The sequence below is a fragment of the Isoptericola sp. NPDC055881 genome, assembly GCF_053615895.1.
Map to the genome: position 1 here is coordinate 49,641 of NZ_JBSHCR010000021.1, position 12,407 is coordinate 62,047.

Genomic DNA, 12,407 nt, shown 5'->3' on the forward strand with positions numbered 1-12,407 from the left:
CGTCGCGCGGTGCGAGCTCAGCGACGAACCTATCGTGCGCGGGGCGCCGGTCAGTCACGGAGCGCCCAGGGCCAGTCGTAGAACGGGTCCGGCGTCGACCAGGTCTCCCCGTACCGCTCGGCGAGGAAGCTCTCGGGGTCCGCCGGGGCGAGCATCTCGCGACCGTGGAACGTGATCGGGGCGGGCGGGAGGACGGTGCTCGTCGGGACCGGGCGCAGCGTCATCTTCTCCATGTGCAGCTGCGTCCGCTCGCCGTCGACCAGGAGGGGGAACACGTCGACGTGGAGCTTCGTCGTCGGGTCGCCCAGGTGGAAGTTCAGGTGCTCGTTCGGGCGGCTGACCTTCCACCCCTTCTCGCGCAGACAGGCGTGCAGGTCCCGCAGCACGTCGTGCGCCTGCTCCTGGGAGGAGGCCTGCAGCGGGATGAGCATGTCGACGTCGTCGTCGTGGGCCAGGAAGTCCTGTTCCCGGACCGCGCCGAGCAGCGTGCCGTAGGCCAGCATCGCCGGGTACCCGCACTCCTCGAGCACCGCCGAGGCCCGCTCCATGACGGCGACGTAGTCGTCCGACCGGTTCCGCAGCCCGCCGACGTCGACCAGGCGGTGCCGGGACAGGACCGCCGGGCGGGTGCCGAGCACCTTCCCGGCCCGGTTCACCTCGAGCTCGAGCCGCCGCAGGGCCGTCCGCGAGTCGAGGACCAGGTGGAACGAGCGCATCGACGTCGCCGTCGCGGGGAGCCGCAGGCGCTCGGCGGCGAGCAGGTGGCCCAGCAGCGTCCACTCGTCGTCCGTCAGGAGCTCCCCGTCCGGGAGGCGGTGGGTGCGGATCAGCGAGGCCAGGAGCCGCTGCTCCTCCCGGTCCGACGTGAGGAGCCCCTCCCCTGCGCGTCGCGCGAGCTCGGCCAGCACCTCGCCGCGCAGGGCGCGGGCGTCCTCCCGCGACGAGAGCGCGGCCTCGTCGATCGTGCGCTCCGTGAGCCGCTCGACGAGCGCCAGCGTCTCCGCGACCACCCGGTCGCAGCTGGCGGACCGGACCTGCCCGAACGTGCCGTCGAACCCTGCCACCGCGACGGTGAGCGCCCGCGCGCGGGCTCCCCAGCCGTCGAGGCGGTTGAGGACCCGCACCTCCTCCACGTCGACCGGCGCGTCGAACGTGACCGCCCACCACGCGCCCGTCTCGCGCTGCGTGCGGATGCCGCCCATCGCGAACGGGCTGGCCGGCCCGCCCCGGCGCGGGACGCTCGAGCTCTGCGTGACGACCGCGCGCGACTCGTCGACGGCGACGCGACGGCCGCCGGAGTAGAGCTCGATGCCGCGCAGGTCGATCTGCCCCTGGGTCGGCGGGAGGAACATCCGGATCCCGGTGACCGGGCCGCGCACCCCGACGCCGAGGTAGTTCACCGCGTTGCCGCTGAAGAGGCCCAGCGAGGGGATCAGCTCGGCGACACCGGCCTGGGACGCGAGCCCGGTCGAGGCCTCCGGCGCGACGCGACGCGGGGCCGACCCGGCGCCCGCGCGGCTCTTGCGGCGCAAGAACGGCGACGCGTCGAGCAGCGGGCGGTAGTCGAAGCTGATCGCCTCCCCGCTGAACTGCAAGGAGTCGCGCAGGCGCTCCTTGGTCACGGTGCCCTCGGCGAGGTCGAGCGTCTGGGGCTGCCGGAACTTCCCGACCGAGGCGAAGTAGTCGTAGAACTTGTAGACGCCGCCACGCGGAGAGTCGGACGCGAGCCACGCGTTGGGGATGCCGTACGCGTCCGCGACGATCAGGCCGTGCAGGGACGAGGTGACGATCCGCTTGCACGAGAGCAGCTCGCGCACCACCGCCTCGACGTCGCTGCGGGCGAAGTCGATCATCTTCACGCCGGGGCCGAAGTCGGCCTCGGCCCACCGGCGCTCGCTCCAGCGCACGACGACGCCGTACTCGTGCGTGACCGGCACCTCCGGCATGTAGTACAGCGGGAGGAGCAGGGCCGGGTCGCCGTAGACCTCCGGGACGTCGATGCCGAACCCCAGGTGCGCGCCGAGCTTGGCGCGCGTCAGCGGCCCCCGGACGGCGGTGTAGTGCGCGAGGGGCGAGACCTCCGCCTTGCCCTCGGTGCCGTAGGTGCCGCTGCCCCAGACGATCGACTTGCTCGTCGCCTGGTTGATGATCGAGCCGATCACCACGTAGTGCAGCTTCTTGCGGTTGGCGACCACGACCTCGCGGCCGGTCATCTTCTCCACGAGCCACGGCGACAGCAGGTCGCCGAAATTCGGGCGGTAGGTGAAGTAGTTGACCGGCACCTTGCCGTCCGCCTCGATGAGCGGCGCGACCTCGTACTCGTCGAGAAGGTGACGGAACCGGCGCATGCCGAAGGTGTCGGGACGGCGACGACCGAGGCGCGTCTTCGCCTCCTGTGCGAGCCGGGCCCGGGCAGAACGGTAGATCGACATGTCTGTGCTCCCGTGCTGGAGGTCGGTCAGTGGCTCAGGCCGAGCGCGTCGAGCACGCGCGCCGATGCGGCTCCGTCGTCGCGGGGTGCGAACTCCGCGACGAACTTCTCGTGCGGTGCACGCCACAGGGACCAGTGGTCCACCGACAGGGCAGCCACCAGCGCCGAGGTGTCCGCGCACAACGGGCCCGGCGCCACGTCGACCAGGTCGCGGTAGAACCCGCGCGTCGTCGACCCGTAGAGCTCGAGGTCCGGCACCAGGAGGTAGATCGGGCGGCGCAGGACGCCGTAGTCGAACATGATCGACGAGTAGTCCGTGACCAGGGCGTCCGAAGCGAGCATCAGCTCGTTGACGTCCGGGTGGAGGGTCACGTCGATGACGCCGTCCGGCAGGTCGCTCGACGACCCCGCCGTGTTCGCGTGCCCGCGGTAGAGCACCACCGTCCGCGGCCCGGCCGCCCGGCTCAGCTCGTCGAAGTCGAGGAACGCGACGCGCCCGTACCGCGCGCCCTCCTTGATGTTGTCCCGCCAGGTCGGCGCGTACAGCAGCACCCGGACGTCGTCGTCGAGCCCCAGGCGTGCGCGCACGGCCCGGCGCGTCGCGTCGGCGGTGTCGTCGACGAGCGAGTCGTTGCGCGGGTAGCCCTGGGTGACGATCGGGCCGGGGTAGCCGAACGCCCCGGGGAAGATCTGCGCGGAGTACTCGTTCTGCGCGAGGAGGTAGTCCCACGTCAGCGCCTCACGCTCCATGAGGCGGCGGTAGGTGAGGGTGAGGTTCGCCCCGGGCACGTCGTTGCCGATCCGCTTCAGGGGCGTGCCGTGCCACGTCTGCAGGTACGTCTGGTGCGACCCCTTGCGGAAGTACCAGGGCCAGTTGTTGTTGTTGACCAGCAGGGTGGCGCGCTCGAGCAGGTCGTACCACGGCGTCGAGTAGCGCAGCACGGGGGTGGCCCACTCCGGGACCGGCGTCGACAGGCACGCGACCGACCAGTACTGGGGCCGCGCGTCGCCGCGCCGGTGGAGCTCGCGGCTCAGGGCGAGCGGCGAGTCGCCGACCGACCGGCCGCCGAAGGACTCCAGGAGCACGGCGTCCAGCGGCTCCTGCTCCCCGCGCTGGTAGCGCAGGTAGAGCTGGTGCTGCGCGCGCCGGCTGCGGTCGCGGTCCTCCAGCGCGGTGCGCAGCCGCACGCTCACCGACCCGACCTTCGGGGTCGCCGTGACCGTCGCCGCCACCACGCCGTCCGTGCGGTCGAGGGGCAGCGTGCGCACCAGCCCGACGCCGGCCCGCGGACGCGCGACGACGTCGTCGACCGAGAGCGCCAGGACGAAGTTGACCGTCTTGGACAGGGTGCCGCCCACGGTGTCGACCACGGGGAGCACGACGTCGAACCCGCCGTCGGCGTCGAGCTCCAGGGGCACGGTGCTCCCGGCCGCCACCTCGTGCACGAGGGAGAGCGCGAGCCGCTCGCGGGGCAGGTCCTTGGACACCGCGGCCCAGCCGCGCACCCGCAGCCCGTCGCGGCTCAGGTCGAGCTCTTCGACCTCTCCCAGGAGGGGTCCGGTCTGGACCATGACGTTCCCGTACCGGGTCGATCCGACCAGCGCCCCCGCGCGGGTGAGCGGCTCGAGCGTCCGGCTCGGCTCCACCCAGGAGAAGCGCTGCTCCCGACCGCCCCCGGCGGGACGCGCGGCGAAGCCCCAGGTCCGCAGGCCCTCCGTGGGGAGCGCCTCGGGCAGCGTGAAGACCACGACGTCGCGCCCGTCCTCGGTCCGGCGCGTCCCCGGCACCGTCCACGTCCCCGCGCGGGCCACGCACGCGCGCACCGCGGGCAGGCTCCCCGCGACGACGAGCTCCACCCGGCGCCCGACGACCCGCACGTCCTCGACGGGGATGCGCGCCGACGTCATGCGCCGCAGCTCGAGGACGTCCGTCTCCGGCGCCGCGTCGAGGTACCACCGGCCGCCGGCGTCCAGCGGGCCGAAGGTCGGGATGCGCCCCGCCGCCCGCGGGTCGGGCAGCGGCAGCGGCGCGGTGCGCTCGACCCCGTCCACCCGGACACCCACCTCGATGCGGTACGGGGGCGACTGCAGCTCGTCCAGGTCGAACCGCACGCGGAAGCCGGAGTCCTCGTGGTCGTTCCACGGGTCCACCGCGCGCATGTCGATCGCCGCGTCCGCGAACCGCTCGACGCGGGCCTCCACCCGGTGGCCGAGCTGCGAGACGGCGGCCACGGTGATCTCGCTGCGGGTCCCGGTGAGGTCGACGAAGGCCAGGTAGGCGCTGCCCTCGACGGTCACCGCGCTGTCGTCGAGCACGACGTCGGCCACCCGCGCCACGACCTCGACGTCCACGGTGAGGTCGTCGACCACGCCGTCCGGACGGAGCTCCAGGCCGGCGAGGAAGTCGGGACCGAGGACGGGACGGCCGTCACGCACGACGCCGTGGACCTTCCAGGTCTGCGACTCACGGCGTGCCACCAGCTCGGTGACGTCGTCCCGCAGGCCGTGGTACGTCGCCGCCGCGAGCAGGCGGTCGTGCACCGGGACCTCGGCGAGCCGTTCGTAGCCGGCCATGTCCAGGAACCCGCAGACCTCGGTGCGCAGGAACGACCAGTACTCGTCGTCCGTGCGCGGCACCTGCTCGTAGTAGGGGCGCATGTCGAAGCCGACGACCTTCGCCTCCCACGCCTGCCGCACCGGGGCGGGCGCGTCCCGCATCACCTCGTGCAGCTCGTCGAGCATCCGCCACCGGCCGGTGAGGTCGCGCATCGTGGACTTCTGCTGGGTGATCGACGACTCGTCGTCGCGGATCCGCCAGTGGCAGACCACGTCCTCCAGCACGTCGAACGTGCCGTGCAGGTACGCCTTCGCCGACGGCACCTGGTCCTCGTAGAGGCCCTCCGGGAAGCCGCCGACGACGCGCCGGAAGTACTCGGTGCGGAACAGCTTGGTCCAGGCGAAGACGTTCTTGAGCACGTCGGGCTCGTCGGCGATCGTCACGCTCGTGCGGGTGCGGTCGTGCAGCTTGCGCGCCCACGGCGGCATGTACCGGCCGCCCGACGTGTCGCGCAGCAGGGAGCCGACCGCGAAGTCGGAACCGCTGCGCGTCAGGGACGTCACCATGGCCTCGACGGCGTTCGGCGGCACGGTGTCGTCCGAGTCGACGAAGCACAGCATCGCGCCGCGGGCGTGCCGCACGCCCGTGTTGCGTGCCGCGCCCAGCCCGCCGTTCTCCTGGCGCACCACCCGCACCCGCCGGTCGCGTGCGGCGATCGCCTGCACCACCGAGATCGAGTCGTCGGGCGAGCCGTCGTCGACGACGACGACCTCGAGCCGCCGGTGCGTCTGCGCGAGGATCGACTCGAGGCACTCGCCCACGTACCGCTCGACGTTGTACACCGGCACCACGACGGACACGAGGGTCCGGCGGCCCGGGCGTCGCAGCTCGGTGACGCGCTCCCGCCAGGAGACCGGCAGGCGACGGTAGGTGGACCGCAGGAAGTTCATCAGCACGGTAGACATCAGCTCGCGTTCGGGCACGGAAGGACGGTTCCGGGAATCGGGGACGCCGCCGGGGGCGGCAGTGCGTCAGCTCACTCTAAGGGTCAGACGCGCTCGGACCAGCGTGCGAGGTCTCGCGACGCACGCGACGCCACACGGCGCACGAGGGTGCGCCGCCGGTCGGGCGGGACCGAGGTCCCCTCGTACCCGAACGTCCAGAAGTCGGCGGCGTAGAACCTCTCCAGGCGTGCCCGGAGCGACGCGGACACCTCGACGTCACGGCTGGCGATCCCGCGCGTCCGCTCGCTGGTGCGCACGCGCGGCACCTCGGTGGGCACGCCGAGGTCGTGGCGCGCGTTGAGGTCCTCCAGCGCCGCCGTGAGGCCGTCCTCGAGCCGGTAGACCTGCGCGCCCGGGACGAGGAACTCGGCCTGCGGGCGGATGTGGTTGTCGTGGACGTACGGGTTCGTCGCGAACTTCTCGAACCGCTCGACGGCCCACGCCTCGACGGCCTCCGCGTCCGTGGACAGCTCCTGCTTGTGCCGCATCACGTACTCGGAGCGGAAGCGCGCCACCGGCTCCCGCACGACCGCGAAGACCGCGTCGAACCGGTGCAGCCGGAACACCTCGGCCAGCAGCTCGCCGTGCATGTGCTGCGGCGTGCAGCGGCGCAGGTAGTTGGGCGCCCCGCGCTGCATGCGGCCGTCGTGGTACGACATCTTCCAGCCGGCCGCGACGAAGTGGTCCTCCACCGACGACCCGCCGGTCTTCGGCACGTGGATGAACAGGACGTTGCGGCCGTCCTTGGTGAACACGGGCATGATGCGTGCTCCGCGATCCGTCAGGAGGAGTGCGGCAGGGTGCCGACCATCCCCGCGGCGACCGTCTTGTTCGACGCCTCGTCCACGAGGATGAACGCGCCCGTGCTGCGGTTCTGGCGGTAGGGGTCGACGAACAGGGGCTGGGTGACGCGCAGCTGGATCCGGCCGATCTCGTTGAGGCGGATCTCGGTCGCCTCCTCGTCCCGGTGCAGCGTGTTCACGTCCACGCGGTACTTGACGTCCTTGACCATGGCACGCGCCCACCGGGTCGTGTGCTTGATCGCGTACTTCTTGCCCTGCACCAGCGGCGCGGACTCGTCCATCCAGCAGATCTGGGCGTCGATGTCCTGCAGCGCGGCCGGGGTGTTGTTCGGCCGGCAGATCATGTCGCCGCGCGAGATGTCGATCTCGTCGGTGAGCCGCACCGTCACCGACATGGGCGGGTACGCCTCCTCGACGGGGCCGTCAGCGGTGTCGATGCCCGCGATGGTGGTCTCGAGCCCCGACGGCAGGACGCGCACGGTGTCGCCGGCCTTGAGGACGCCGCTCGCGACGGTGCCCGCGTAGCCGCGGTAGTCGCGCGCCTCGTGGGACTGGGGCCGGATCACGTACTGCACCGGGAACCGGACGTCCTGGAGGTTGCGGTCGCTCGCCACGTGCAGGGACTCGAGGTGGCTCAGGAGCGGGCGGCCGTCGAACCATGGCGTGTTCTCGCTGCGGTTCACGACGTTGTCCCCGACGAGCGCGGAGATCGGGATGAACGTCAGGTCGGGCACGTTCAGGCGCGAGGCGAAGTCCGTGAACTCGCGGCGGATGTTCTCGAACACCTCCTCGGAGTAGTCCACGAGGTCCATCTTGTTCACGCAGACCACGATGTGCGGCACGCCCAGCAGCGTCGCGAGGAACGTGTGCCGGCGGCTCTGCTCGATGACGCCCTTGCGCGCGTCCACGAGGATCAGGGCGACGTCTGCCGTCGACGCACCCGTGACCATGTTCCGCGTGTACTGGATGTGGCCCGGGGTGTCCGCGATGATGAACTTGCGCTTCGGGGTCGCGAAGTAGCGGTACGCCACGTCGATCGTGATGCCCTGCTCGCGCTCGGCCCGCAGGCCGTCGGTGAGCAGCGCGAGGTCCGTGTAGTCGTTCCCGCGGTCCTTGCTCACCTGCTCCACCGACTCGAGCTGGTCCTCGAAGATCGTCTTGGAGTCGAACAGCAGGCGCCCGATGAGGGTGCTCTTGCCGTCGTCCACGGAACCCGCGGTCGCGAAGCGCAGCAGGTCGGCGGAGGTGTCGATCGCCTGCTGGGACGCGGCGCTCTGGGGCTGGTCCACGGTGCTCGTCTCGATGCTCTCGGTGCTCATGGCTTAGAAGTAGCCCTCTCGCTTGCGGTCCTCCATGGCGGCCTCGCTCACCTTGTCGTCGCCACGGGTGGCGCCGCGCTCGGTGAGGCGCACCGCGGCGACCTCCTCGACGATCTCCGCACGGGTCGTCGCCGTCGAGGCGACGGCGGCGGTGAGGTTCGCGTCGCCCACGGTGCGGTAGCGCACGAACCGCTTCTGGGCGGTCTCGCCGTCCTTCAGGGGCGTGAACTCGTTGACGGCGAAGAGCATGCCGCCCCGGTCCACGACCTCGCGCTCGGCGGCGAAGTACAGGTCGGGGAGGTCGATCTCCTCCGCCTCGATGTACGCCCAGATGTCCAGCTCGGTCCAGTTGGACAGCGGGAACACGCGGATCGACTCGCCCTGGTGGACCCGGCCGTTGTACAGGTCCCAGATCTCGGGGCGCTGGTTCTTGGGGTCCCACTGGCCGAAGTCGTCACGGAAGGAGAACACGCGCTCCTTGGCGCGCGCCTTCTCCTCGTCGCGCCGACCGCCGCCGAACAGGGCGTCGAAGCCGTTCTTCTCGGCGGCCTCGAGCAGCACCGGCGTCTGGATGCGGTTGCGGGAGCCGTTGGGCTCCTCCTGCACCAGGCCACGGTCGATCGCGTCCTGCACGGACGCCACGACCAGCTGGATGCCGAGCCGCTCGACCCACCGGTCGCGGGTCTCGAGCACGGACGGGAAGTTCAGGCCCGTGTCCACGTGCATGATCGGGAACGGGATCCGGGCGGGGGCGAACGCCTTGGCCGCGAGGTGCAGCATGACGATCGAGTCCTTGCCGCCCGAGAAGAGCAGACAGGGGCGCTGCATCTCGGCCACCACCTCGCGGATGATGTGGATGCTCTCCGCTTCGAGGCTGCGGAGCTGGCTCAGGACGTGAGACGTCACGACTGGGCACCTTCCTTGATGTCGACCCCGACCGAGGACAGCGCCGCGCGCAGGCGCGACGCGACGGCCGGGTGGCAGACGAAGAGATCGGGGAGCCAGGGGTCCTGGCGGTTGTACTCGAGCGGGGTGCCGTCCAGGCGGGTGCACTCCAGGCCGGCGGCGAGGGCGACCGCGACGGGGGCCGCCGAGTCCCACTCGTACTGACCGCCGCCGTGCACGTACGCGTCGACCGTGCCGTCCACCACGGACACCACCTTGACGCCTGCCGAGCCCATCGGCACGAGCTCGACGTCGCCGCGGTCGGCGAGGTCCTGCACGAACCGCGGCGGGCGGCTGCGGCTCGCGGCGAGGCGCAGCGGCCGTCGGCCCGCGAGCACCACGTCGGCGTCCGACAGGTCGGCGCCGGGGGCGCCGGTGCTGAGCACGGCGTCGCGCGCCGGCAGCCCGACGGCCCCGGCGACGAGCCCGTCGGTGCGACCGGTGCCGCGCTGCCAGAGGGCGACGTGCACCGCGAAGTCGTCGCGCCAGCCGCCGGCCCGCTCGCCGTCGGCGTACCGCTCGGCGAACTCGCGGGTGCCGTCGAGCGGGTCGATGATCCACACGCGCTGCGCGGACCCGCGGGTCCCGACGTCCTTCGCCTCCTCGGAGAGGACGGCGTCGTCGGGACGGGCGTGCGCGAGGGCGCCCGCGAGCCAGGCCTGGCTCGCGGCGTCGCCGGCGTCCTTGAGCTCGGCGGCGACGACGTCGCCACCGGCGACGTCCACCGCGGCCCGCAGGGCCAGCAGCACCTCGCCGGCGCCACGGGCGAGCGCGACGGCGAGATCACCGTCGGGCAGCTCCGGGTCCGGGTACGGCGGGGTGGGCGACGACATGCAGCTCCTCGGCTGGCGACTCTGGACGAGGCCCTGGCGGGCCGCGGCCGAGGCTACCATTCCAGGAATGAAGTCCTGAGAGAGCGTTCGCGACATCGAAATTCGTTTTATCCGATAGGAATGGTGCCCTTTTGAGCGTCGACCTCCCGCTGGTCCTCGGTGGCCTCGTCGTGGGCTTCGTCGTGGGCCTGACCGGCATGGGCGGCGGCGCGCTCATGACGCCCATGCTGATCTTCGTGTTCCGCGTGGACCCGCTCACGGCCGTGTCGTCCGACGTCGTCGCGAGCCTCTTCATGAAGCCGGCCGGCGCGATCGTGCACCTGCGGCGGCGGACCGTGAACCTGCAGCTCGTGCTGTGGCTGTGCATCGGCTCCGTGCCCGCCGCGTTCTCCGGAGCGCTCCTCATCCGCTACCTGCCGTTCGGGGACGGTTTCGACGAGGTCCTCAAGAAGGTGCTCGGGGTCGCGCTGCTGATCGCCTCCGCAGGCCTGGTCGTGCGCGCCGTGCTCGGCATGCTCCAGCGCCGCACGGCGCTCGGCGAGGGCCCCGCCGCGCCGAGCAGCCCGGACGTCGTCGTGCGCAAGGTGCCGACTCTGGTGCTCGGGGCCGTCGCCGGCCTGATGGTGGGCCTGACGTCGGTAGGCGCCGGCTCGATCATCATCGTGGTGCTGCTGCTGCTCTACCCCGCGCTCAAGGCCTCCCAGCTCGTGGGCACCGACCTGGTGCAGGCCGTCCCGCTGGTCGCCGCCGCGTCGCTGGGGCACATCCTGTACGGGGACTTCGAGCTCGGGCTGACGACCTCCCTGCTCATCGGCGCCATCCCCGGCGCCTGGTTCGGCGCCCACGTCTCCAGCCGCGCGCCCGGCGGGATCATCCGCCGCGCGCTGGCGATCCTGCTGCTGGCCTCCGGCCTGAAGCTGCTGGGAGCGTCGCTGGGCGTCGTGATCGCCGCTGCCGTCGGCGCCCTCGTCGTCGGGAACCTGCTGTGGATCCTCGTCCGGGAGCGCATCAAGAAGCTCCCCCCGAAGCCCAAGCCGCTCGGCACGGTCACCGCGCAGGATGCCGCCACCGACCCCGTCGGCCTGCCCTCGACCCCGCCAGCGCGCCAGTCCGCCAGCCAGCCAGCACGCCAGCCCGAGCCCGCACCGAAGGACGCCACCCCCTCGTCATGACCGAGCCCACACCTGCCGCTCAGCCCGCTCAGCCCGCTCAGCCCGCCCACGCGACCTCCGGCACCCCCGCCGACGTCCCCGCCGCCACGCACGTCCTGTCCCCGGACGAGCTCGACCTGCTCGAGCTCGCGCTCGGCGGTGGCGCGGCGTGGATCCGCCCGCACGGCCTGCCGTCCGGTCCCGTCACCCTGACGGACGCCGAGAACACGCCGCTGGCCGTCGTCGACGACGACGCCGTGCCGCGCGCCGTCAAGCCGTTCGCGCGCGCCGCGGGCCCGCACTGGGACCCCGCGCTGCGCCGGGCGGCCGACGAGGTGCGCCCCGGCACGCGAGCAGCCGTCGCGGTCGTGGTCACCGAGCCTCCGACGCGCTCCGAGGTCGAGGCCCTGCCGGCGCTCGTCGTCGACGCCGGGGCGGTCCTGCTGCTGGTGCCCGCGTCCCGCCGCTCCCCCGCCGCCGGCCACGTGGGCGCGCCTGGGCTCGTGCGCGTGGCCCGCGACCTGGTGGCACGCCTCGACCGCGCCGGCCGCCAGGCCGAGGTCGTCGTCGTGCCCTGGCCGGCCGACGCCCCCGACGCGCTGCGCTGGCCCGACGTCGGTGCCCGCCACGGCGCGTCCCGCACCGAGGTCCTGGCCGCGCACCGCTCCCCCGAGGACCGGGCCCGGGTCGACCGCCTGGGCTCGCTGTGGGCCGACGAGGTGTCCGCGCTCTACGACGAGCCCGCCGCGGGCGAGCTCGTCCGCGCGGCCCGCACCGCCCGCCGGCAGGGCGCCGTGGTCTTCTTCACCGGGCTGTCCGGCTCCGGCAAGTCGACCGTGGCCCGCGCCCTCGCGGCGGAGCTCGACGACGAGGGCCTGCACACCACGCTGCTGGACGGCGACGAGGTGCGCCACCACCTGTCCAAGGGGCTCGGGTTCGACAAGGAGTCGCGCGAGCTGAACGTGGAGCGCATCGGCTACGTGGCCTCGCTCGTGTCGTCCCACGGCGGCGTGGCCGTGGCCGCCCCGATCGCGCCGTTCGCCTCGGGCCGCGCCCGCGTGCGGGCGCTCGCCGAGCCCGCGGGCGCGTTCCTGCTGGTGCACGTCAGCACCCCGCTGGAGGTGTGCGAGGCCCGCGACCGCAAGGGCCTGTACGCGAAGGCACGCCGCGGCGAGGTGCCCGAGTTCACCGGCATCTCCTCGCCCTACGAGGTCCCGACCGACGCCGACCTCGTCATCGACACGTCGCAGGTCGACGTGGCCGACGCCGTCGCGCAGGTCCGTGCGGCGCTCGCCGAGCGGCTGGCCGACTGACCCTCCTCGGCGTCCTCCCTGGCACGGCTCGAGCCCGCCCGGACCTGGTCC

General features: G+C 72.6%; 8 protein-coding genes. 2 read left to right on the forward strand and 6 right to left on the reverse strand.

Going from position 1 to position 12,407, the window contains the following annotated elements; translation table 11 throughout:
* Positions 1–50: 50 nt before the first annotated feature.
* The 6 genes from ACWGKI_RS08830 to ACWGKI_RS08855 form a co-directional block, all read right to left on the reverse strand.
* Complete coding sequence (locus tag ACWGKI_RS08830) at positions 51–2,432, reverse strand: polysaccharide pyruvyl transferase family protein (RefSeq protein WP_452186311.1); 2,382 nt, start codon at positions 2,430–2,432, stop codon at positions 51–53.
* A 26-nt stretch (positions 2,433–2,458) separates the two neighbouring features.
* On the reverse strand, positions 2,459–5,971 hold the full coding sequence (locus ACWGKI_RS08835; protein ID WP_452186313.1) for a CDP-glycerol glycerophosphotransferase family protein: 3,513 nt from the start codon (positions 5,969–5,971) through the stop codon (positions 2,459–2,461).
* A 65-nt stretch (positions 5,972–6,036) separates the two neighbouring features.
* A complete protein-coding gene (locus ACWGKI_RS08840; RefSeq protein WP_452186315.1) occupies positions 6,037–6,753 on the reverse strand; it encodes a sulfotransferase family 2 domain-containing protein in 717 nt (238 codons plus the stop codon).
* Positions 6,754–6,773: 20 nt separating this feature from the next.
* The gene (gene cysN / locus ACWGKI_RS08845; protein ID WP_452186317.1) at positions 6,774–8,114 is read right to left on the reverse strand and encodes a sulfate adenylyltransferase subunit CysN; all 1,341 of its coding nucleotides are present in this window, start codon (positions 8,112–8,114) and stop codon (positions 6,774–6,776) included.
* A gap of 3 nt (positions 8,115–8,117) precedes the next feature.
* Positions 8,118–9,020 carry a sulfate adenylyltransferase subunit CysD gene (cysD, locus tag ACWGKI_RS08850; RefSeq protein WP_380243516.1) on the reverse strand — a complete coding sequence of 301 codons (903 nt, stop codon included), beginning with the start codon at positions 9,018–9,020 and terminating at the stop codon, positions 8,118–8,120.
* Positions 9,017–9,892: a 3'(2'),5'-bisphosphate nucleotidase CysQ gene (locus tag ACWGKI_RS08855; RefSeq protein ID WP_452186319.1), complete on the reverse strand. Its 876-nt coding sequence runs from the start codon at positions 9,890–9,892 to the stop codon at positions 9,017–9,019. The genes cysD and ACWGKI_RS08855 overlap by 4 nt, the downstream gene beginning before the upstream one ends.
* 131 nt (positions 9,893–10,023) lie before the next feature.
* Between ACWGKI_RS08855 and ACWGKI_RS08860 the strand changes: the two genes are divergently transcribed.
* Both ACWGKI_RS08860 and cysC read left to right on the forward strand, forming a co-directional pair.
* A complete protein-coding gene (locus ACWGKI_RS08860) occupies positions 10,024–11,064 on the forward strand; it encodes a sulfite exporter TauE/SafE family protein (RefSeq protein ID WP_452186321.1) in 1,041 nt (346 codons plus the stop codon).
* The gene (gene cysC / locus ACWGKI_RS08865; RefSeq protein WP_452186323.1) at positions 11,061–12,356 is read left to right on the forward strand and encodes an adenylyl-sulfate kinase; all 1,296 of its coding nucleotides are present in this window, start codon (positions 11,061–11,063) and stop codon (positions 12,354–12,356) included. Before ACWGKI_RS08860 ends, cysC begins: the two co-directional genes overlap by 4 nt.
* Positions 12,357–12,407 lie beyond the last annotated feature (51 nt).

Excerpts from the sequence above, each read along its gene's own strand:
- ACWGKI_RS08830 (WP_452186311.1), bottom strand. The coding sequence starts at position 2,432 with ATGTCGATCTACCGTTCTGCCCGGGCCCGGCTCGCACAGGAGGCGAAG.
- ACWGKI_RS08840 (WP_452186315.1), bottom strand. The coding sequence starts at position 6,753 with ATGCCCGTGTTCACCAAGGACGGCCGCAACGTCCTGTTCATCCACGTG.
- cysN (WP_452186317.1), bottom strand. The coding sequence starts at position 8,114 with ATGAGCACCGAGAGCATCGAGACGAGCACCGTGGACCAGCCCCAGAGC.
- ACWGKI_RS08855 (WP_452186319.1), bottom strand. The coding sequence starts at position 9,892 with ATGTCGTCGCCCACCCCGCCGTACCCGGACCCGGAGCTGCCCGACGGT.
- cysC (WP_452186323.1), top strand. The coding sequence starts at position 11,061 with ATGACCGAGCCCACACCTGCCGCTCAGCCCGCTCAGCCCGCTCAGCCC.